At 76.2% G+C, this 21,292-nt stretch carries 18 protein-coding genes, 2 tRNA genes and 1 riboswitch; of the genes, 13 read left to right on the top strand and 7 right to left on the bottom strand.

The genetic code is table 11. From position 1 onward, the window contains the following. Positions 1-8: 8 nt before the first annotated feature. The 3 genes from ACFYUY_RS37400 to ACFYUY_RS37390 form a co-directional block, all read right to left on the bottom strand. On the bottom strand, positions 9-713 hold the full coding sequence (locus ACFYUY_RS37400; RefSeq protein ID WP_360218593.1) for a DsbA family oxidoreductase: 705 nt from the start codon (positions 711-713) through the stop codon (positions 9-11). Between the two features lie 180 nt (positions 714-893). Continuing rightward, positions 894-1,415, bottom strand: a complete 522-nt coding sequence (locus ACFYUY_RS37395) for a universal stress protein (protein ID WP_360218590.1) — start codon at positions 1,413-1,415, stop codon at positions 894-896. A gap of 159 nt (positions 1,416-1,574) precedes the next feature. Continuing rightward, positions 1,575-3,725, bottom strand: coding sequence for an asparagine synthase-related protein (locus ACFYUY_RS37390; RefSeq protein ID WP_387907581.1), 2,151 nt, complete (start codon positions 3,723-3,725; stop codon positions 1,575-1,577). Between the two features lie 705 nt (positions 3,726-4,430). Between ACFYUY_RS37390 and ACFYUY_RS37385 the strand changes: the two genes are divergently transcribed. The 9 genes from ACFYUY_RS37385 (at position 4,431) to ACFYUY_RS37345 (ending at position 14,513) form a co-directional block, all read left to right on the top strand. Beyond that, the gene (locus ACFYUY_RS37385) at positions 4,431-5,858 is read left to right on the top strand and encodes an MFS transporter (RefSeq protein ID WP_387907578.1); all 1,428 of its coding nucleotides are present in this window, start codon (positions 4,431-4,433) and stop codon (positions 5,856-5,858) included. A gap of 77 nt (positions 5,859-5,935) precedes the next feature. Continuing rightward, a tRNA-Ser gene (locus ACFYUY_RS37380) sits at positions 5,936-5,993 on the top strand. 419 nt (positions 5,994-6,412) lie between these two features. Next, positions 6,413-7,990, top strand: a complete 1,578-nt coding sequence (locus ACFYUY_RS37375) for a TROVE domain-containing protein (protein ID WP_360218581.1) — start codon at positions 6,413-6,415, stop codon at positions 7,988-7,990. A 131-nt stretch (positions 7,991-8,121) separates the two neighbouring features. Continuing rightward, a complete protein-coding gene (gene lhgO, locus ACFYUY_RS37370; RefSeq protein ID WP_387907575.1) occupies positions 8,122-9,357 on the top strand; it encodes an L-2-hydroxyglutarate oxidase in 1,236 nt (411 codons plus the stop codon). Positions 9,358-9,412: 55 nt separating this feature from the next. After that, a complete protein-coding gene (trmB, locus tag ACFYUY_RS37365) occupies positions 9,413-10,243 on the top strand; it encodes a tRNA (guanosine(46)-N7)-methyltransferase TrmB (protein ID WP_360218576.1) in 831 nt (276 codons plus the stop codon). Positions 10,244-10,359: 116 nt separating this feature from the next. After that, positions 10,360-11,658: a PrsW family intramembrane metalloprotease gene (locus ACFYUY_RS37360; RefSeq protein WP_387907571.1), complete on the top strand. Its 1,299-nt coding sequence runs from the start codon at positions 10,360-10,362 to the stop codon at positions 11,656-11,658. An 88-nt stretch (positions 11,659-11,746) separates the two neighbouring features. Further along, positions 11,747-11,820, top strand: a tRNA-Met gene (locus ACFYUY_RS37355). Between the two features lie 195 nt (positions 11,821-12,015). Next, entirely contained in the window at positions 12,016-12,816 is an 801-nt protein-coding gene (locus tag ACFYUY_RS37350; RefSeq protein ID WP_360218570.1) for a hypothetical protein, read from the top strand. Between the two features lie 494 nt (positions 12,817-13,310). Then, positions 13,311-14,513, top strand: a complete 1,203-nt coding sequence (locus tag ACFYUY_RS37345; RefSeq protein ID WP_387907568.1) for a hypothetical protein — start codon at positions 13,311-13,313, stop codon at positions 14,511-14,513. On the opposite strand, the gene ACFYUY_RS37340 is transcribed toward ACFYUY_RS37345, so the two are convergent. The 3 genes from ACFYUY_RS37340 to ACFYUY_RS37330 form a co-directional block, all read right to left on the bottom strand. Further along, on the bottom strand, positions 14,510-15,310 hold the full coding sequence (locus ACFYUY_RS37340) for a class I SAM-dependent methyltransferase (RefSeq protein ID WP_387907565.1): 801 nt from the start codon (positions 15,308-15,310) through the stop codon (positions 14,510-14,512). The two genes, ACFYUY_RS37345 and ACFYUY_RS37340, sit on opposite strands and share 4 nt — an antisense overlap. A 143-nt stretch (positions 15,311-15,453) precedes the next feature. Then, complete coding sequence (locus ACFYUY_RS37335; RefSeq protein ID WP_387907562.1) at positions 15,454-16,200, bottom strand: sensor domain-containing protein; 747 nt, start codon at positions 16,198-16,200, stop codon at positions 15,454-15,456. Positions 16,201-16,336: 136 nt separating this feature from the next. After that, positions 16,337-16,909 (bottom strand): GNAT family N-acetyltransferase, encoded by a 573-nt coding sequence (locus ACFYUY_RS37330; protein WP_387907559.1) that lies wholly within the window; start codon positions 16,907-16,909, stop codon positions 16,337-16,339. Between the two features lie 42 nt (positions 16,910-16,951). Here ACFYUY_RS37330 and ACFYUY_RS37325 point away from each other — a divergent pair, with 42 nt between their 5' ends. Further along, the gene (locus tag ACFYUY_RS37325; RefSeq protein ID WP_387907556.1) at positions 16,952-17,824 is read left to right on the top strand and encodes a hypothetical protein; all 873 of its coding nucleotides are present in this window, start codon (positions 16,952-16,954) and stop codon (positions 17,822-17,824) included. Between the two features lie 144 nt (positions 17,825-17,968). Here ACFYUY_RS37325 and ACFYUY_RS37320 read toward each other — a convergent pair whose 3' ends face one another. After that, on the bottom strand, positions 17,969-18,802 hold the full coding sequence (locus ACFYUY_RS37320) for a M23 family metallopeptidase (protein ID WP_387907553.1): 834 nt from the start codon (positions 18,800-18,802) through the stop codon (positions 17,969-17,971). A gap of 12 nt (positions 18,803-18,814) precedes the next feature. Further along, a riboswitch (cyclic di-AMP (ydaO/yuaA leader) is annotated at positions 18,815-18,973 on the bottom strand. Positions 18,974-19,218: 245 nt separating this feature from the next. Here ACFYUY_RS37320 and ACFYUY_RS37315 point away from each other — a divergent pair. The 3 genes from ACFYUY_RS37315 (at position 19,219) to ACFYUY_RS37305 (ending at position 21,150) form a co-directional block, all read left to right on the top strand. After that, positions 19,219-19,509 carry a YiaA/YiaB family inner membrane protein gene (locus tag ACFYUY_RS37315; RefSeq protein ID WP_360218549.1) on the top strand — a complete coding sequence of 97 codons (291 nt, stop codon included), beginning with the start codon at positions 19,219-19,221 and terminating at the stop codon, positions 19,507-19,509. Between the two features lie 123 nt (positions 19,510-19,632). Next, the gene (locus ACFYUY_RS37310; RefSeq protein ID WP_387907550.1) at positions 19,633-20,460 is read left to right on the top strand and encodes an alpha/beta fold hydrolase; all 828 of its coding nucleotides are present in this window, start codon (positions 19,633-19,635) and stop codon (positions 20,458-20,460) included. Positions 20,461-20,580: 120 nt separating this feature from the next. Beyond that, positions 20,581-21,150: a TetR/AcrR family transcriptional regulator gene (locus ACFYUY_RS37305; protein ID WP_387907548.1), complete on the top strand. Its 570-nt coding sequence runs from the start codon at positions 20,581-20,583 to the stop codon at positions 21,148-21,150. The last annotated feature ends 142 nt before the right edge of the window (positions 21,151-21,292 follow it).

The raw sequence follows: 21,292 nt of genomic DNA, 5'->3' as shown, positions 1-21,292 counted from the left end.
GGGTCGGGTCAGATCGCGCAGGCGCCGTCCGCGCAGGCCTCCCCGGCCGGGGCGACCTGCACCGGGGCCGGCCGGCGCTCGCCGATCTCGGCGGCGACCTGCTCCAGCACCTTGCGGAAGGTGTCGGCCTCCTGACCGCCCTGCACCGCCCACTTGCCCTCGAACACGAAGGTCGGCACGGCGGTGATGCCCAGCTCCCGGGCCTCGGCCAGCTGGGCCCGGACCTCGTCGGCGCCCTCCTCGCCGGCCAGGTAGGCCGTCACGCGGTCCCGGTCGAGTCCGGCGGACACCGCGACGTCCGCCAGCGCGGCGCGGTCGCCGACGTCGACGCCGTCGGTGAAGTGCGCCTTCAGCAGGGCCTCCTTCAGCCGCCCCTGGGCGGCCGGGCCGTACTCGGTCTCGGCGAGGTGCAGCAGGCGGTGGCCCAGGAAGGTGTTGGCGTGCAGCGCGGCGTCGAAGTCGTAGGCGATGCCCTCCGCCAGCCCCAGCTCGGCCACCCGGGCGTCCATCGCCACGGACTGCGGGCCGTAGCGCTCGGCCAGCCAGGCGCGGTGCGGGCTCGCCGTCGCGGGCGCGTCCGGGACGAGCTGGTACGGCCGGTAGACCACCTCGACGCCCTCCCGGCCCGGGAAGCCCTCCAGCGCCTCCTCGAAACGGCGCTTACCGATGTAGCACCAGGGGCAGGCGATGTCGGACCAGATCTCGACCTTCATGAAGGGGGCTCCAGGGGTGGGGGCGGGGGACGCTTGTCGGGATAGGTGAACGATGAACCATCTCGGTACATTCCCGACACCGCCGGCCGGCCGTCCCTCTGCCCGACTGCCCGACTGCCCGGTGGTCCGGTGGTCCGGTGGTCCGGTGGTCCGTCCGCCCGGGCGACCGTCCGTCCGCGGTCAGGCCTCGACGGGCGCCGGGACCACCAGCACCGGGCAGGCCGCGTGGTGCACGGCCGCCGCGCTCACCGAACCCAGCAGCAGCCGGGCGAAGCCCCCGTTCCCCCGCGTGCCCAGCACCATGGTGTGCTGCCGGGTCGACGCCTCCAGCAGCACCTCGATCACGTTCCCCAGCACCACGTGCAGCGACATCTCCCCGGCGAACGGCTCGGCGCGCTGCCGCTGAACCGCCGCCACCGCACGGCGCAGCCCGTCCGCCATGCTCTCGACCAGCGTCTCCACGCTCTCCTGCACCAGCTCCGCCATCCCGGGCGGATAGCCGGCCGGCGCCGGGTTGACCACGGCGAGCACGTACAGCGGCAGGCCGAAGAGCTCCGCCTCGGTCATCGCCCGGTCCAGGGCCCACAACGACCCGTCCGACCCGTCGCACGCGGCCAGCACCCCCGGCGGCCGGCCCGTCGGCGGCCGACCCAGCACCGACAGCACCACGGGTACGGACTCCTCCGCGCTCACGCTGGCCACCACGACCTCCTCACCCGCGGACCGGCTCCGCCCCGCCATCATCGCCCGGCGCCGGCCCCGAGCCCCGCCGTCCCGGACCGGGCGCGCCGCGGCGGGCCGACCGCGCACCGGACCGCCGGACCCGCGCCCACCCGGCTGATCCGCGCCGCCCGCCGGCGGTCAGCCGAACCGGACCGGGGCCAGCGCCGGCGGGCGGGCCACCGGCAGGCCCGTCCAGCAGGCGCCGTGGCGGCGGGCCCGCACCCGGCGGAGCCAGAGCTCGGTCGAGACCAGCTCCGCGAGGCCGGCGAGGGCCGCCGGGGAGAGCGGGGTCGCGGGGTCGGTGAGGCCGGCCCGGACGGCGGAGAGGTCGATCAGGCCCGCCTCGGCGAGCAGCGGGGCGTCGAAGAGCTCGGCGATGCCGTCCGCGGCGAGGCGCAGGCCGGCCCGGGCGGGGGCGGTGCGGTCGGGGCGCGGTCCGCGGCCCCAGTCGGGGGGCAGGTCGGTGCGTCCGGCGCCGGTGAGCACGGCGTGCAGCAGGGCGTGCCGGGCGCCGGGCTGGAGCCGGACGTCGTCGGGGAGCAGCCGGGCGGCGCGGACCACCTGGTTGTCGAGGAACGGCGCGTGCAGCCGCTGGCCGGGCTGCTCGGCGGCGTGGACGAGCGTGCGGTAGGAGCGCGCGTGCCGGTGGAGGGCGTGCCGGGCGCGGTGCGCGCCTGGATGTTCCTCGGGCGCCGGTCGGCGCGCCGCCAGTCGGAGCCGCAGGGCGACCGAGGAGAGCGCCTCGTCGGAGAGCCAGCGGGCGGCCGGGCCGGGGACGCACCAGGCGAGGTCACCGGCAGAGCGGTCCCCCGCCGTGCCAGCCCCGCCCGGGACGTGCCGGGCCGTCAGCTTGGCCGCCGCGTCGTCCAGCGCCTCGGCGTACCGGACCCGGGAGAGCCGGTGGGCGGCCCGGACCACGGTGAGCGGGGTGCGCAGCGCCCCGGTCAGCACCCCCGCGACGGCGCGGTCCGCCCCGGCCAGTGCGGCGACCGGGGGCAGCAGCTCGCGCGGGCGCCCGGCCCGGATCAGGTCGGCGAGCCGGGCGGGGTGCCCGTCCAGGACCTGCCGGGCGCCGTAGCCGGTGAGGTGGTCGGTGCCGCCGACGTCGAAGCGGGCCTCGGCGCGGGAGGCCGCGACGAGCTCGGGGCCCGGCTCGTCGGTCAGCCGGCCGGCCGGGGCGTCGGCCCGCAGCCCGGCGTACGGGAGGGTCCCGGGGCCGGGGTCGAGCACGGTGTGCCGCAGCCGGGGGGTGTCGGGGGCGAGCGCCAGGGTGGTCGGCGGCTCGGTCTCGCCGAGCGTGACGGCGGCCAGCTGTTCCGGCGGGGCGGGCTCCCGGGCCGCGGCGCGGGCCCAGGAGCCCTTGACCGCGCCGTTCCTGGCGACGCCGGCGCCGCCCGCGCCGGGCCCGGGCGCGGCGCTCGCGGGTGCGGGCGGCAGCGGGACGGCGGCGGCCAGCAGGGCGACGGTGGCGGAGGCGGTCCCGTAGGAGAGGTCGACGCCGAGCCGGGCGCGGGCGGCGGCGCCGGAGGGCGGCGCGGGCGCGGTGGTGCGGACCCGGGAGCGGACGGACTCCAGCAGCGCGCGGGTGAGTTCGCGGACCGCGGGCGCCTCGTCGCGCGGCTGCTCGCGGACGGCGGGATCGTCGTACGCGGACAGGTAGGGACGGCCGCCGCGGACGGCGAGCACGTGGCCGGGCGGCACCTGCTGGACGCCCAGGTACGGGGTGCCGCTGCCGAGCGCCTCGGGCGATTCGGGGCAGGCGAGCCGGGCGGCCAGGTGGCCGGTGTCCAGCGGGGCGCCGACCAGGTCGGCGAGCGGGAGGGCGGCGGTGGCGTAGGCGGTGCCGCCGGCCCAGGGGGTGTGGAAGACGGGCTGGGCGCCGGCCAGGTCGGTGAGCAGCAGGGTGGAGCGGGTGCCGGTGCGCAGCACGACGGTGTAGCTGCCGGGCCAGGCGGTGAGGTGGCGGACGGCTCCGCCGCGGGCGGCGGCGAGGCCGGCGGCGAGTTCTGCGTCGGTGGCGCCGCAGTGGCCGAGGACGGCGAGGCGGGTGGTGGCGGGGGTGTCCTCGACGGGGTCGGGCGCGGTGGGGCCCGTGGTGACGGTGGCGGGCGCGCCGGGGCGGAGCGTGGCGAGGCGGATCTCCTCGGGGCGCCAGTCGCCGACGGCCCAGAGCGGGTCGGGGCCGGTCCACAGGGGGCGCGCGGCGATCGGCGCGACCGTTCCGGGCGTCTCGTGCGCGGGCGTGCCCGCCCGGAGCGCGCCCGTGCTCCAGCCCGTCAGCCACCGCATCGCGCCTCCACCCGACGAGGACCTCCACCCGAGCGGCGCGTCCACCGCCGGGCGGCTCCTCGCCGGTCCGCGGCGTGCCGTGGCGGCCGCCCCGTTTCCGGCGCGCCGTCAGGAGACATCGTGCCACCGGTCGGCGCATCCGTGGCAGGTGTCGGGGGTTCCGGTTCCGTGGCCGATCCCCTTGCCACCGAAGGGTGTTGACGTGCTCACGCACGTGACGGGGCGGGCCGGGCCTCCCCCTCCCCGGCCCGGACCGCCCCCCGCACCGCCTTGGCATGGGCATCGCGAGATGGCCGAAAGGCGTCGCCCGGTCCGGGAGGGCGTCCGCACGCCCTCCCGGACCCAGCCACCGCCCGCGGGGATGGAGGCGGCGGTGTCCCCCGGCCCGCCGGGTCCTCGACGGCGGGCCGACCCACGGGCACCAGCGAATCGCCGACCAGCCGGTCGGGCCAGGGGGCACGGCCGGGCGCACGTGAACACGGGACCGGAGCACGACGCTCCGGCGCGCGGTAATACCCACCCGCGCCGAGTGGTCCGGACCAACCCCGGCGCCCGGCCCGCGCGACACCGCCGGGTGCGCGATCCCGCCATCCGGAATGCGGCCTCTTAACCGTCGGAACGCGTCCGACTACTCTAGGTACAGCAGCTACGGCCCGGTGCCGCCCGGGCCCCGCGCACAAGGCCGCAGGAGGTGCCGCCGCCACCATGACCGTCAGCCCACGAGGACCGAACGAACGGCTCGGCACGCTCCTGACCCTCGCCCAGATCAGCAACGCCGGACTGGCCCGCCGGGTCAACGACCTCGGCGCCCAGCGCGGTCTGACGCTGCGGTACGACAAGACCTCGGTGGCCCGCTGGGTCAGCAAGGGGATGGTCCCGCAGGGGCCCGTCCCGCACCTGATCGCCACCGCCATCGGCGGCAAACTCGGCCGCCCGGTACCGCTGGAGGAGATCGGGCTCGGCGACACCGACCCGGCCCCCGAACTCGGCCTGGCCTTCCCGCGCGACGTCGCCGAGGCCGTCCGCTCCGCCACCGACCTGTGGCGGGTCGACCTCGACCTGCGCCGCGGCCCCGGCGGCGGACGCTGGAGCGACAGCCTGGCCGGCACCTTCTCGGTGGCCGCCTACGCGACGCCCGTCTCGCGCTGGCTGATCACCCCGGCGGACGGCTCGGTGGCCCGCGAGGTGCCGCGCTCCCCCAGCGACGCCTCCTCCTACCGGGTCGGCCACTCGGACGCCGCCAAGCTCCGCGAGGCCGCCCAGGAGGCCCGCCGCTGGGACTCCAAGTACGGTGGCGGGGACTGGCGTTCGTCCATGGTGCCGGAGTGCCTGCGGGTCGAGGCGGCCCCGCTGCTGCTCGCCTCGTACAGCGACACCGTGGGCCGGGCGCTGTTCGGCGCGACCGCCGAACTGACCAGGCTGGCCGGGTGGATGGCCTTCGACACCGGGCAGCACGAGGCGGCCCAGCGCTACTACATCCAGGCCCTGCGGCTCGCCCGGGCCGCCGCCGACGTGCCGCTCGGCGGCTACGTGCTCGCCTCGATGAGCCTGCAGGCCGGGTACCGGGGCTTCGCCGAGGAGGCGGTGGACCTCGCCCAGGCCGCCCTGGAGCGCAACCGGGGCCTGGCGACCGCCCGGACGATGAGCTTCTTCCACCTGGTGGAGGCGCGGGCCCAGGCCAAGGCCCGCAACGCGGCGGCGTGCGCGACGGCGCTCGGTGCCGCGGAGAGCGCGCTCGAGCGGGCGCGCGCCGGGGATCCCGATCCGGCGTGGATCGACTTCTACGCCTACGACCGCCTCGCCGCCGACGCCGCCGAGTGCTTCCGCGACCTCGGAGTGCCCGCCAAGGTCCGCCAGTTCACCCGGGAGGCGCTGGCCAAGCCCACCGAGGGCTACGTCCGCTCGCACGGACTGCGGCTGGTGGTCTCGGCGATGGCCGAGGCCGAGGCCGGCAACCTGGACGCCGCCGTCGCCGCCGGCGAACGCGCCATCGAGGTGGCCGGCCGGATCTCCTCCCAGCGCAGCCGGGAGTACGTGGTGGAGATGCTGCGCCGCCTGGAGCCCTTCCACGGCGAGCGCCGGGTGCGCGAACTCGCCGAACGCGCCCGCGCGGTGACGGTCGCCCCGGCCTGACGGGGAGGCTCCCGGCGGTAATTCGGATGCACCGGCGGGAGGGGCCTGGCTATGGTCTCTCTCGTCCAGGTGCGCAGGCCGGGGTTACTTCCACTCCTAATGGGCAGGTCGCGGGTTCGAATCCCGTCACCGGCTTCGGGCCGGTGTAGCTCAGTGGCCAGAGCAGCTACGTCACCTCAGCCGCCTTCGATCTCTGGACACCCACACGTGAATACGTTTTCCGCACCTCCCGGTGCGCCGGCAGCGGTTACTTCGGTCGAGTGCCCCCGTGGGGCGCGTTGAAGCCGGATCTCCATCGACCGCGGCCGACTCCGATCTCGGGGGGCTGAGCGCCGGGGTGCCCGGTGCGCAGGCGGGGGTTACTTCGGATCTTGCGGTTCCGGGTTCGAGTCCCGGGCGTGCCGTGCGCGAGCGCGGCCGCTAGCTCAATCCGGGTAGAGCACAAGGCATACACCTCCGCCGACGTCGGCCTCCGGGCCGGCACGATCTCGGGCACCCCTCTCTCCGCCACGCCTCCCTCCCGCTCCGAACCAGCAGGCCAGGGGGGCTTCGCGATGTCCCGATTCAACGTCCGCAAGGCCAAGGCCGCACCGGCCTCGCCGGTCTCCACCACCGGCCGGCGCGCCCGCAACCACAACGGCGGCACCGGCCACGTCCGGGACCGCAGGTCCGAGCTCTTCCTACTCGCCGTCGCCAACACCGTCGGCCAGGACACCTTCCACGAGCGCGCCGACGACCGCGACGACCGGTACGCCGCGCTGGTGCGCGAACTCGCCGTCGCCGATCCCGAGTGGACCCTCGGGCTGCTGCGCTGGCTGCGCCACGGCGCCCAGCTCCGGACCGCCGCACTGGTCGGCGCCGCCGAGTTCACCCGGGCCCGGCTGGACGCCGGTGCCCACGGCCACTCCCGGCAGGCCGTCGACGCGGTGCTGCGGCGCCCCGACGAGCCCGGCGAGCTGCTCGCGTACTGGACCTCGCGCTACGGCCGGGCGCTGCCCAAGCCGCTCAAGCGCGGCGTCGCGGACGCCGTCCGCCGCCTCTACGACGCCCGCGCGCTGCTGAAGTACGACACCCCGGGCAAGGGCTACCGCTTCGGTGACGTCCTGGAGCTGACGCACCCGGCCCCGGACCCGGCGAAGCCCTGGCAGGGGGCCCTGTTCGCGCACGCGCTGGACCGCCGGCACCGGCCGGAGGAGGCCGTCCCGCCCGCGTCCGACCCGCTGCTGACCGCCAACCGCGAACTGCTCGCGCTGCCGGTCGGCGAGCGGCGGGACGCCGTGACGGGGCCCGGCGGCGCCGAGCGGGTGGCCGCCGGCGGGCTGACCTGGGAGGCGCTGGCAGGCTGGCTGCAGGGCCCGCTGGACGCGGCCGTCTGGGAGGCCGTCATCCCGTCGATGGGCTCGATGGCGCTGGTGCGCAACCTGCGCAACTTCGACCGGGCCGGGGTGTCGGACGCGGTCGCGGCCGACGTCGCCCGGCGGATCGCCGACCCGGGGGAGGTCCGGCGCTCGCGCCAGTTCCCGTTCCGGTACCTGGCCGCCCACCGGCAGGCCCCGTCGCTGCGCTGGGGGCACGCGCTGGAGACCGCGCTCTCCCACTCGCTCGCCAACGTGCCCGCGCTGCCCGGCCGGACGCTGATCCTGGTGGACCGTTCCGGCTCGATGTTCGACCGGCCCGACGGCCCGACCCAGCTCAACCGGGCCGACTCGGCGGCGATCTTCGGCACCGCGCTGAAGGTCCGCGCCGCCGACGCCGACCTGGTCGAGTTCGGCAGCACCAGCCGGGTGGTGCCGGTCGCCCGGGGCGAGGCCGTGCTGCGGGTGCTGGAGCGCTTCTCCAGCCTCGGCGGCACCGACACCGCGGACGCCGTCCGCGCGCACTACCGCGGCCACGACCGGGTGGTGATCGTCACCGACGAGCAGACCGGCCCCGGCCGCTGGGGCCGCGACCCGCTCGCCGCGGTGCCGGCCGCGGTGCCCGTCTACACCTGGAACCTGGCCGGCTACGCCCTCGGCCACGGCCCCAGCGGCGGCGCGAACCGGCACACCTTCGGCGGCCTCGGCGACGCCGCGTTCCGGCTCATCCCGCTGCTGGAGGCCGGGCGGGACGCCCGCTGGCCCTGGGAGGCCTGAACCGCCGGAGCGCCGGGCCCGGGACGGGCGGTCGGGGGGCCGCCCGCCCCGGGCCCGGCGCGCCCTCGACCCGGCCCGCCCCGCGTGGCAGCATCGGCGGCGGGGGGCGGACGGACGGCGAGGAGCTGGCGGTGGCGCACGACGTCGACGTGCTGGTGGTGGGCGGCGGGATCGTCGGCCTGGCCACGGCGTACGCGCTGACCCGGGCCCGACCGGGCCTGCGACTGGCGGTGCTGGAGAAGGAGCCCGGCTTCGCCGCGCACCAGACCGGCCGCAACAGCGGGGTGATCCACAGCGGCGTCTACTACCGCCCCGGCTCGTACAAGGCCCGCTACGCGGTGACGGGCGCCGCCGAACTGGTGGCGTTCTGCCGGGAACAGGGCGTCCGGCACGAGGTCACCGGCAAGCTGATCGTGGCCACCGACGAACGGGAGCTGCCCCGGCTGGCCGCGCTGGCCGGACGCGGGCGGGCGAACGGCATCCCGGTCACCGAGCTGGACCGGGCCGGGATCACCCGGTACGAACCGGAGGTCACCGGACTGGCCGGGCTGCACGTCGGCACCACCGGCATCTGCGACTTCCCCGCCGTCGCGATCGCCTACGCCCGGCTCGCCCGGGAGGCCGGCGCCCGGCTGCTCCCCGGCTGCGAGCTCCGCGCCGTGCACCGCCGGGCGGACGGCGTGACGGTGCGGACCTCCGACGGGGAGCTGCGCTGCCGGGTGCTGGTGAACTGCGCCGGGCTGCACAGCGACCGGATCGCCCGGCTGGCCGGCGACGACCCCGGCGTGCGGATCGTGCCGTTCCGCGGCGAGTACCACGAACTGGCCGAGGGCCGGCGGGGCCTGGTGCGCGGCCTGGTCTACCCGGTGCCCGACCCGGCCTTCCCGTTCCTGGGCGTGCACCTCACCCGGGGCGTCGACGGCGGCGTGCACGTCGGCCCGAACGCGGTGCCCGCCCTCGCCCGCGAGGGGTACGACTGGCGCACCGTCCGGCCGCGCGACCTGGCCGGCACGCTGGCCTTCCCCGGTGCCTGGCGGATCGCCCGGCGGCACTGGCGGTACGAGCTGGGCGAGTTGCACCGCTCGCTGTCCAAGCGGGCGTTCACCGAAGCCGTCCGGCGGCTGCTGCCCGCCGTCACCGCCGAGGACCTGGTGCCGGCCGGCGCCGGCGTGCGGGCCCAGGCCGTCGCCCGGGACGGCTCGCTGCTGGACGACTTCGCCTTCGCCGGCTTCGACCCGGCCGACCCGCGCTCCCCGCGCCGGACGGTGCACGTGCTGAACGCGCCCTCCCCCGCCGCGACGGCCTCGCTGCCGATCGGCCGCGAGGTGGCCCGCCGCGCGCTGGCCGCGCTGGAGGCCGGCGGATGAGCCGCGTCACAGGCCCCGCCGGGCGCCGCCGGCGGCCCCGTAGACTCGGGTGATTGTGACTGCCACCGCCCCGATCCCCCAGCCCTCGCCGTCCGCCCGGCTGTCCGCCGCGCCGGCCGGCTACCCCGCGCCGATGTACCCGCACAAGGCCACCGAGGCCCAGCACCGCGAGCGGCGCATCCGCAGCTTCCAGCCGCGCCGGGGCCGGATGACCAACGCCCAGGCGGGCGCCCTGGACCGGGGCTGGGAGACGTACGGCATACCGATCGACGGCAGCCCGCTCGACCTGCGGCAGCTGTTCGGCGGGCTGCCGGTCACCCTGGAGATCGGCTTCGGCATGGGCGAGACCACCGCCGCCATGGCCGCCGCCGACCCGTCCGCGGGCATCCTCGCCGCCGACGTCCACACCCCCGGCCACGGCAACCTGCTGGGCATGCTGGAGCGCGACGGGTCGCAGAACGTCCGGCTGGCCGCCGGTGACGCCGTGATCCTGCTGCGCGACATGCTGCCGGACGCCTCGCTGGCCGGCCTGCGGGTCTACTTCGCCGACCCGTGGCCCAAGCCCAAGCACCACAAGCGGCGGCTGGTCCAGCCGTCCTTCCTGGACCTCGTGCTGCCCCGGCTCGCACCCGGCGCCCTGGTGCACTGCGCGACGGACTGGGAGCCGTACGCGGAGCAGATGCTCGCCGTGCTGTCCGACTCCCCGGAGCTGGAGAACCTGCACCCCGAGGGCGACGGCACCGGCTGGCTGGAGCCCGCGGACCACCCGGACGGCAGCGTCCCGGGCTACGCGCCGCGACCGGACTGGCGCCCGGTCACCAAGTTCGAGCGGGCCGGACTGGCCAAGGGCCACGTCGTCCACGACCTGCTGTTCCGCCGCCGCTGAACCCCCGCCAGGAATTCGAACAGGCCACCGCACGCTGACCGTTCGGGCGCGCCCCGGACGGACGACTCGTCCCGAGTCCTCCCGACCCGGGGGTGCGGTGGCCTACCCTGTGCCGCATGGGCAGTCCGTCCGGCGGCGGGTCCCGGGCCACCGTCCAGGCCGCCGCCGACGCACCGGAGACCGGCCCGCGCACCGGAGACACCCGGACCATCCCGGGGCCCCGGAAGCGTAGGGCCCGGCGTCCGCTGTCCCGGCCGGACGCCCCGTTCCCCACGGCCCCGGCCCCGCCGCCCCGGCGCGGGCGGTCGGTGGCGCTCTCCTCGGTCACCGCGACCGCCGTACTCACCCTGGTCGGCTGCGGAGTGCTGATCCTGCACCTCGTCCAGCGGCAGACCGGCACCGTCGGGCTGCTGGTCGGGATTGGCCTCGCGATGGTGCCGCTGCCGTTCGTGCTCGGCGCCCTGGCCTGGCTCAACCTGACCGCCCGGGTGCCACTGCGGCACACCGTGTTCTGCCTCGGCTGGGGCGCCTGCGCGGCCACCACCGTCGCCATCCTCGCCAACAACTGGACCGCCAGCTACCTCACCGCCCACCAGGGCGCGCTCGGCGAGCTGCTCGGCGCCGGCATCGCCACCCCGGTGATCGAGGAGACCGCCAAGGCCACCGCCCTGCTGGTGCTGCTGCTGCCGCTCGGCCAGCGGCTGCGCTGCCACGGCCGGCGCACCGGGCGGCCCTGCGACCCGCTGCTGCGCCGCCTGCCGGCGGCCCGGGTCCCCCGGCCCCACCCGCACCGCCCGGCCGCCCCCGGCCGGCTCCGGCTGCGCCCGTACCTGCGCCCGCTGCCGTACCTGTGCCCGGCCCCGGCCTCCGGCACCGGCCCGCACCGCCGCTCACGGCCGCGCACCCTGGCCGCCGGGGTGGTGCTCGGCGGGATGACCGCCTGCGGCTTCGCCTTCACCGAGAACGCCCTCTACCTGGGCCGGGCCTTCACCAGCGACCAGCGGCAGCGGCTGGACAGCATCGGCCTCGGCGACCCGCCCAGCCTGCGCGACTTCGACAGCACCGTGCAGACCTTCGTACTGCGGGCGCTGCTCTCCCCCTTCGCGCACCCGCTGTTCACCGCGCTCACCGGGATCGGCCTGGCCGTCGCCCTCACCAGCGGCCGGCGGTGGCTCTCCCGGCTGGCCGCACCGCTCGGGCTGCTCTCCGCGATGGCCCTGCACGGCACCTGGAACGCCGCCGCCGACCTCGGGACGGACGGCTTCCTGGTGGTCTACGGCGTGCTGATGGTGCCGTGCTTCGCCGCGCTGGTCTGCTTCGCCGCCTGGGCCCGGGCCCGGACCACCCGGCACGCGTCGCGCCGGGGACCGGAGCCCGGCGGGGGGCGTGCCGGCCGGGCCGCCCGGACCGTCTGAGGGGGGTTCCCCTCCGGGCCGCCCGCGAGGGGCGCCGGAGAAGCGATTTCCCATCGCGGCGACTTCCCCGTATTGTTGTGTTCACCGACGCGGGGTGGAGCAGCTCGGTAGCTCGCTGGGCTCATAACCCAGAGGTCGCAGGTTCAAATCCTGTCCCCGCTACTCAGTAGCACGAAAGGCCCGGAGGATCCGTCCTCCGGGCCTTTCGCGTTCCCCGGGCAAAGCGAGGCCACGGTCCTGCCACGAAGCTGTAACGGGGGCCCGTTCCAAGATCTGCTGTCCGTGGCCTCGACCATACTGAGGAAAAATTCATCCAGTTGGGGGCGGCCGGGCCGCGCCCGGATTAGGAAGCACCTCATGCTGTCGAAGCGCCTGGCCAGCACCGCCGCGATCTGCCTGCTCCTGGCGGCGGGCACCGCCGCATGCGGCGACAACAAGGGCGACACCAAGGGCGACGCCAAGACCGGCGCGGGCGCCGCGGCGGCCCCGCAGAAGCTCGACACCGACAAGCTGAGCGCGCAGGACATCGAGAAGCAGGCCAAGGACGCCCTCGCCGGCGCCACCTCCCTCAAGATCGCCGGCTCGATCGTCGACGAGGACGGCAAGACCGAGTTCAACCTGGCCGTGGACACCAAGGGCCAGTGCAACGGCACTATGTCCGCCGGGGACAAGGGCCAGTTCGAGATCATCAGCGACGGCAAGACCACCTACGTCAAGCCCGACAAGGCGTTCTGGACCAACCTCGGCGGCCCGAACGGCGCCCAGGCCGCGGAGCTGTTCAAGGGCCGCTACCTGACCGGTCCGGCCACCGACCCGAAGATGCAGTCGCTCGCCTCCGTCTGCAACCTCGCCGAGTTCAGCAAGAAGATCGTCGAGGACGACGGCTCGGACGGCAAGGCCGAGAAGGGCTCCGCCGGCACCGTCAACGGCGTGAAGACCTTCAGCCTCAAGGTCACCGACACCAAGGGCGAGGTGTCCACCATCCACGTCGCCACCGAGGGCAAGCCGTACCCCGTCCGGATCGAGCACACCGGCGCCAAGGACGGCAACGGCAGCGTCGACTTCAGCGACTTCGACAAGCCGATCACCGTCCAGGCCCCGCCGGCCGACAACACCATCGACTTCTCCAAGTTCGAGAACCAGATCAAGTCCGCCTGACCGGGCGCGGCCACCGCCCGGCGGACGCCCGGACGGTGGCCGCGGACCAACGGTGGCCGCGAATAATCCGTTGCCCTCCCCGCGGTGGGCTGCCTATCGTGGCGGCACACTGAAAGGAGGTGATCCTGAGTTGAGTTCCTTCAGGATGCGTGAGGTGGCTGCTCGCTAGAGCCGCCCCTGCCTGCGCAGGGAGAGGCCCGAGGCCTCCGGCAGGCGAAATCCACAGCAGTCACCCGGCCCGCGGGCTCACCGGAACATCCCCGGTGCCTCGGCGCCCGGCCAGTGCACGGGCCGGCGCGGAGGAGCAGCCCGCGGGCTGTCTGCTGTCCGGAGGCGTTCGCACCACCCCCCCCCCCCGATGTCACCCCCGCGGATCCGCGCCCGCCCGCGTCGTACCCGGGCCTCCCCCGGGTCGTTCCCGGGGTGGGGCCGCGGCGCTAGAGTCGGCGCGGGGTTCCGGAGCGGAGCGGCGCGGACACAGGGGGTGGGCGGCGATGACGAAGGCGCGGCAGCGGGGCGGCACGGCGGCCCTGCGGACGGCCCGGTGGGCCGCCACCGGGGTGCTGGCCGGGACGGGCCTGCTCGGACTGCTGCTGTTCTCGCTCGGGCGGGAGCACGGCTGGCAGGCCCTCGGCGGCGGCCTGGTGGTGACCGGGGCCTCCGCGGTGCTCGGCGGTGCGCTGGGCTTCCTGTTCGGGGTGCCGCGGGTGCGCGGCGGCGGCACCGGCGAGCCGCAGGGCTCGTACGCGCCGAACACCAACCTGGAGCAGGTGTCCGACTGGCTGACCAAGGTCCTGCTGGGCGTCGGGCTGACCCAGCTCGGCTCGCTCGGCGAACGGCTGCACCAGCTCGGCGCCGCGCTCTCGCCGGCGCTCGGCGGGGGCGAGGGCGCCGCCCCCTTCGCCGCGGCGCTGGTGCTGTACTTCCTGGTCTTCGGCTTCCTGGCCGGCTGGCTGGTCACCCGGCTCGCGCTGCCGCAGGTACTGACCGACGCCGACCAGGCCCTCGACCTCTTCCTCGCCGGGCAGGACCGCGACCGCAAGGGCGACAAGGTGGGCGCCGACGACCTGCGGGTCCGCGCGATGCAGCAGCTTGGGCTGCTGGGCGGCAGCGCGGAACAGCCGGCCGCGCTGGCCGGACAGCTGCCGCCCGCCGCCTCCCCCTCGGCCGGGCCGGACGGCGTGGTGGCCGAGGTCCGCTCGACCGCGCGCCGCTCCGCGCTCACCTCCGACCAGGTGCGGGACCTCTACGCGGACGGGTCCGAGGGCCGGCGGATCCAGGCCCTCGCGCTGATGCAGGGCGACCCGTCGCTCGCCCACCTGCCGAGCGTGCTGGACGCGATCGAGCGCCCGCGCTCGGGCTTCGAGCAGTACCACGCGCTGCTGGCCGCCCGCGGCCTGCTCTCCCGGCTGCCCGGCCCCGAGGCGCAGCGGCTGCGGGACGCGGTGGCCGGGCAGCTGATGCTGCCGGACGGGATCCCGTACGGGTCGGACCGCAGCTGGCTGGCCGAGAAGATACTGTCCCGGCTCGGGCCGGCGGCCTTCGTCCCGGCCCAGTCGGGCGGCGCCCCGGCGGTGCCGTCCCCGGATCCGGCCGGTGTTCCCGGTCCGTTCCCGGATCCGGCCGCGGCGCCCGGACCGGTGCCGGTGCCCGGTCCGGCCGCGGCGCCGGATCCGGGCTCGACCGGCGCTCCCTAGGACCCGTCCCGGGCGGCCCGGCGGCGGTGGTCGGCGGCCCGCAGCACCAGGAGGCGGCGGGTCCGGCCGTCCTCGGCGCGGGGGAAGCGGCGGATCTCGCTGGCGATGCAGCGCTCGCCGAGCGCGTGGCGCAGCGGGTCGAGGTGGCCGCAGCGGCGGCCGTGGCCGTCGTGCAGCGGCTGGACCCGGACCTCGCCGTCCGGGGAGGTGACCCGGACGAGTTCGGCCAGTGCGGCCACCTGCCCTTCGATGCCGAACCGTTCGGGGTAGGCGAAGAGCAGGTAGGCGCTCAGGGTGAGGGCGAAGGAGCCGTCGGCGAAGGGCAGCCGGGGCAGTGCGGCGGCCACGTAGCGCTGCGGGTGCGCGGCCGCGTCGGCGGTGAAGAGCCGGCGGGCGCGGTCCCAGCTGCGCAGGTAGCGCTCGGAGCGGTAGGGGTGCGGCGCCGGGTACAGGTGGGGGCGGGCGGCCATCGCCGCGGCCATCGAGGCCCGGGCGGCCAGCGCGTGGGCGGCGACCTCGGGGGCGGGGAGCACGTAGGCCGGGTCGGCGGCGATCACCCGGCAGCCCAGTTCGCGCGCTTCGGCGGCCAGCCCGGCCGCACCGCCGGGGCAGTCCAGCAACGGGCCGGGAAGGGCGGCGAGTTGGGACCGGGTGAGGTCGAACAGGGCGCAGTACTCGTCCAGTGGCCGGGAGGTGACGAGGACGGCGTCGTCCACCGCGACCGGGGCCTCGGCGGCCGGCCGGGCGGCGGGCCCGGCCCCGGTGCCCCGGTCGGCGGGGGTGCGTACGGCGGCCACCCGGCCATCGGAACACGCGGCGGCCCCGCCCGCATCCGGGGGTCTCCGGGCGGGGGCGGGGCCGGTGTCGACGGGCCGGTGTCGGCGGGCGGGGGTCAGCAGCCGGGGGTCGGGGCCGGGGAGACGTCGGCGGCCGGGCGGGGTCAGCCGGCGAGCAGGCTCCGGACGGCGGACCGGTTCACGGCGGTCAGGCCGCGGACCAGCTGCGCGGTGAGCAGGACGAGCAGCACGCCGGCCAGCGAGAAGGCGGCGATCTGCCAGGCCCCCTCGACGTAGTAGACGTGCCGGACGTGGTCGCTGTCGGAGAAGTCGAAGAGCCGGTAGCCGCGCCAGTCGGTGAAGGTCGGGAACACCCAGTGGTACGCCGGGTAGAGCGCCATCGCCCAGCCGAGCAGCAGGAACGTCGTCGTCATGGTGAAGCTGAAGACCGCCCACGGGAACATCACCACCTGGTGGAGCGCGGCCTTCCAGCCGGCCGGGTCGGCCAGCCGCGCGGTGATCGCGCCCCAGGTGCCCGGACGGACCTGGCGCACCGGCTCCGGCTCGGGGACGTCCAGGCCCAGCATGCCGCGGGCGCGGGCCCGCTCCGTCCGGCCCAGGCCCCGGGCGGCGGTGGTCAGGCCGGCCAGCACGGGCAGGCCGAGGACGGTGACGAAGGTGCCGAGCCCCAGGCAGAACAGGGTGATCACGAGGGAGAAGCCGACGACGGCCACCGGCAGGCCGGTGAGCGCGTAGCCGATCTCGCGGTAGTACTGCCCGGCGAACGGCGCCCGCCAGAAGGACGGCACCGACCCGGGCCGGCTGGAGCGGGCGGGGGTGCGGTACGGGTCGTCGCCGTAACCGCCGAGGACGTCCCAGTCGCGCTCCTGCATGCTTCGGCTGCTGCTCATGTCCCGGCCTCGGTCCCTCGTTCTCGGTTGCTGACCCGGCCAGTCTGGTCGAGCGGGCGGTGCGGAACGATCCGGGGACCCGGCGGATCGGGGGTGGGGTTAACCCCCGGTCCGGGAGCGCGCTCAACCGGGCGGGTCACCCGGCCGGGCCGGCCCACTCCCCGGTGGTCAGCGCGTACCGGTGCGCGCCGGACCGGACGCCGGCCCCGGGCGGGTCGTGCCGAACCGGCCCCTGCGCCCGGAACCCGAGCCGGGTGAGCACCGCGGCGGAGGCCCGGTTGTCCACGTCGACCCGGGCGGTGAGGCGGCGCAGGCCGAGGACGCCGAAGGCCAGCCCGCAGAGCAGGCCGACGATCTCGCCCGCGTGACCGCGTCCGCGGGCCCCGCGGCCGACCGCGTAGCCGAGCTCGGCGCAGCGGCCGGTGCCGAGGGTCAGGGAGGCGTGGGCGATCGGGGTGGCGTCCGCCGGGTCCTCGGCGTCCTCGCGCCGGGTGACGGCGAGCTGGTACGTCCGCCGTTCCCGCGCGAGCGCCTCCTCCAGGTAGAGCTCGATCTGGTCGGCGCAGGTCTCGCGGTCCCAGGGGTCGAACGGGAGGTACCGGGTGACCTCCGGGTCGCCGAACAGCGCGTGCAGCGCGTCCACGTCCCCGGGGGTGTGGTGGTACTCGCGGATGGCCAGTCGGGAGCCGGTGAGTCGTACGGGGACCATGGCTGGCGACCCTACCCCCGGCCAGCGGTTACCGTTCGGGCTATGAACGACGAAGACCTGCGGCTCGCCCCGCGCACCAGGGCCGCCGACCTGCTCGCCTGGGCGGCGGCGGAGGGCCGCGCCCCGGTGGCCGAGGGGCCGCTGCGAGCCGTCCTGGCCCTGCTGGAGCTGGGCGGGGGCAGGATGCACGACGGCTGGCCCGAGCTGACCTCGAACGCGGTGGAGCACCTGCTCTACGAGCGTCTCCACCTCTACGTCCAGCCCGGGCCGGAGACGGACCCGCTGGCGTACGGCGCCTCGGTCGAGCTGCTGGTGGACCACCAGCGGGCGGCCCGGCGGCTGAACGCCAAGCGGCAGGAGCGGCTGCACGCCGAGGCCGAGTGGCAGGGCGAGGTCGCGGCCGGGCTGCTGCGCCGGGCCGACCTGGTGACCTGGCCCCGGCTGTACGCGCTGCTGCTGCACGCGTACGAGGTGGACGTCGCGGACCCGGCGGCGGTGCGGGCCTGGCTGGACGGCTTCCGGGAGCTGGCGGAGGAGGAGCGGCTGGCGGCGATCGCCGCGCTGGTCCCGACCGGCTGGCTGGACGAGCTGGACGAGCAGGGCTGGGGGCCGGCCCGGGTGCTTTCGGTCGGCATGGCGACGGACGGCGCGCGCCGGCTGCTGGAGCAGGGGCTGATGCGGCGCAGCTACCGCAACCTGGCGGAGCTGACCGCCGCGGGCCGGCCGATGCCGGACGAACTGTCCGGGGGCTTCGGGGAGTTCGAGGAGGCTGCGGCGCAGGCCGCGCTCGACCTGTGCGGCGAGTGGACCGTCCCGGGGCTGGCGCGGCTGCTGCTGGAGGAGTTCCCGGACCTCGCACCGGAGCCGGGGCAGGAGGAGATCGACGCCTACCTGGCGGGGCTGCCGCAGGAGTAGCCGCCCGCGGGGCGACGTGCCGGAGCCCCGGCCGCACGCGTGCGGCCGGGGCTCCGGTCCGTTCGGGTCCGCCGCGGCCCGCCGCGGTCGGCGGGGGCCGGCGGGGGCCGGTGGGTGCCGGTGGGTGCCGGCGGGGGCGCCGGCTCAGGGGGTGAGGCCGCGCTGCTCCAGCCAGGTCTCCGGGTCGACCGGGGCGCCGCCGCCGGGGCGGACCTCCAGGTGCAGGTGGGGGCCGGTGACGTTGCCGGTGGCGCCGACCTTGCCGATCTGCTGGCCGGAGGTGACCTTGCCGGAGCCCTTGATGATCGAGGAGAGGTGGCAGTACCAGATCTCGGTGCCGTCGGGCAGGGTCTCGACGATCCGGTAGCCGTACGAACCGGACCAGCCGGCCGAGGTGATGGTGCCCTGGCCGACCGCGAAGACCGGGGTCCCGGTGTCGGCGGCGAAGTCCAGACCGGTGTGCAGGTGGGCCCAGTAGCGGGCGCTCTGGCCGTAGTGGGCGGAGAGGTTGTAGTCCTTCACCGGCAGGGTGAGGGCGGCGGCCTTGGCCCGCTCGGCCTCCTCGGCGGCCCGCTTGGCCTCGGCCTCCTTGGCGGCGGCCTTGGCCTCGGCCTCCTTGGCGGCCTGGACGCGGGCGCCCTCCTCGGCGGCGGTGCGCTGGCTGTCGGCCTGCTGCTGGATCCGGGCGGCGAGCGCGAGCCCGGGGTCGGCGGAGAGGGCGACCGGGGTCTCGTCGGGGGCCTCGACGGCGGGCGCGGCGGCCGGGGTGGCGGAGGCGAAGCCGGTGGCGCCCAGGGTGGCCGCGACGGCGGTGACGCCGAGCAGCGGGGAGGCTCCGCGGGTCTGACGCGGCATCCGGTGCCGGTTGGCGTCGGCTTCCGGGGCGGGGTGCTCCAGGTCGACCATGCCGGGGTGGTCGAGGAGCCGGGTACCGGCTGCGGGGCCGGCCGGGTGTGCCGGGGTGTGCGTCGACGCCACGGAGGCGCGCTCCTTTCCTTCCTTCGCGCCTACCGGGTTAGCTGACGGGTTCGGAGCAGGAAGGTCTCCTACGGCCGGGCCTGGGCCCCGCCGATTCACCCCAAGGAACGTGGTTCCCCGGCTCCCTGGCCTGCCCGGAGGCCGGCCGGCGGGATTAGGCGACGGCGCACGGTGCCGTCTGGGTACGGCGTTGACGACCGCGCTGCGTTATCAAACGTTAATCCTAGGGCGCCCCGATTCCAAGCCGTCCGCCCGGGACGACCGGAGATGACCAGGGCGCTCTGGTAGGTGATGGCGGGTTTTGTCCCCGTTGACCGGCATTGAGCCGCTCGACGTGATCGAACGTCAGCGAACGACCCCCCATCTGAGTACGCCTACTCATGTGCGGACCGATCACCCCGCCGCATCCTGACGCCATGAACGCACCGATGCAGTCCCGCACCACGGCCGCGTACTACATCCAGGCCGTGCTCTCCTTCGCGCTGTCCGGCGGAGCCCTCGCCGTCGGGATCGCCTACCTGCCGGTCGGCGGCTGGACCCGCGCCTTCCTGGCGATCGGGCTCCTCTACACCGTCACCTCGTCCTTCACGCTCGCCAAGGTGGTCCGGGACCGGCAGGAGACCAACGAGATCGTCACCCGGGTGGACCAGGCCCGGCTGGAGAAGCTGCTCAGCGAGCACGACCCGTTCAAGGTCGACGGGGTCTGAGCGGGCACCGGGCGACCCCGGGGCGGACGGCGCCGAGGGCTTGACGGCTAAGGCTATTAGCCTTAGCTTTATGGCTATCGGCAGACGCCGACGACCCGCAGCGGCGGTCCCAGGAGGCCCACCATGAACGCCACCAGCGCCACCAGCACCCAGTACCTCGACGTCCCCGGCGGGCGCCTCGCCTACGACGACACCCGGCAGGGCGACGGCGCCCCCGTCGTCCTGCTCCCCGGGATGCTCGACACCCGCGCCGCCTACCGGCACCTGCACCCGCTGCTGACCGCCGCCGGCCACCGCGTCATCACCATGGACCTGCGCGGCTTCGGCGAGTCCTCGATCGTCTGGGACGACTACTCCCCCGCCGCCATCGCCACCGACGTCCTGGCCCTGCTGAACCACCTCGGCATCGAACGCGCCGTGCTCGTCGGCAACTCCTACACCGGCGCGACCGTCGTCAAGGTCGCCGGTGACGCCCCGCAGCGGGTCGCCGGGATCGCCCTGATCGACGCCTTCGTCGAGAACCCCCCGGCCAACGCCCTCATGCGCGGCGTCGTCCGCGCGATGGGCGCCCTGATCGTCCACTGGCCGGCCTTCTGGGGCTTCTACCACCGCAAGCTCGCCTTCCCCGGTGCCAGGCCCGCCGACTTCGACGCCTACGTCGACGGACTCGTCGCCGCCATGCGCACCCCGGGCCGCCGGACGGCCACCCGCGGACACGTCTCCGGCGACTCCGCGCCGATCGGCTGGACCGCCGCCGTCCGCTGCCCCGCGCTCGTCGTCATGGGCGGCAAGGACCCCGACTTCCCCGACCCGGAGGCCGTCGCCGACCGGCAGACCGCGGCGCTCGGCGCCCGGAAGGTCATGATCGAGGGATCCGGCCACTACCCGATGGCCGACGCCCCGGAGGCCACCGCCGGCGCCCTGCTGCCCTTCCTCGCCGAGCTCGCCTGACGCCCGGCCCCGGCCGCGGGCCCGCTCGCCCGAGCCCGGTCCGCCCCGCCGCGCCCGGGCCCGCCCCGGTCGTCCGCACCGCCCGCCCGCCCGTCCGCCCGTCCACGGAGAGACCGCACCATGCCCCGAGTAGGACTGACCCCCGACCAGGTCGTCGGCCACGCCCTCGCCCTCATCGACGAACAGGGCCCCGAAGCCCTCACCCTGGCCGCCGTCGCGGCCCGGGCCGGGGTCGCCACCCCCTCGCTCTACAAGCACGTCAGCGGCGGGCTCGCCGAGCTGCGCCGGCTGCTCGCCGTCCGGGTCACCGAGGAGCTCGCGGACCGGCTGGCCGAGGCCGCCGTCGGCCGCAGCGGGGACGACGCCGTCGCCGCCGTCCTGCGCGCCTACCACGCGTACGCCGCCGAGCACCCGCACCGCTACGCCGCGCTGCCCCAGGCCCCGCAGCCCGACGACGACCTCTCCCGCGCGGCGGCCCGGCTGGTGGGCGTGATCATCGCCGTCCTCCGGGAGTACGGCCTCGACGGCCCGGAGGTGATCCACGCGGCGCGCACCGTCCGCTCCGTCGCCCACGGCTTCGCCTCGCTCTCCATCGCCGGCGCCTTCCAGCTCGCCGAGGACCTCACCACCACCCACGACCGGCTGATCAGCACCCTCACCACCGGCCTGCGCTCCTGGCCCTCGGCCTGAGCCCGCCGCCGGGGCGCCGACCGGCCCGGGCCCGCGGCGGGGAGGGCGGGAGCACCGGCGCCGGTGGGGCTGCGGGGGCGCCGTTCACCCGCTTCAGCACCCACTTGAGAAATAAGGTATTAAGAATTAAGTGCCCCTCCGG

This window comes from Kitasatospora sp. NPDC004745, from assembly GCF_042873275.1.
In the GTDB taxonomy this organism is placed as follows: Bacteria; Actinomycetota; Actinomycetes; order Streptomycetales; family Streptomycetaceae; genus Kitasatospora.
The sequence above is the reverse complement of the archived record's forward strand: the minus strand, read 5'-3'. Positions and strand labels throughout refer to the sequence as shown.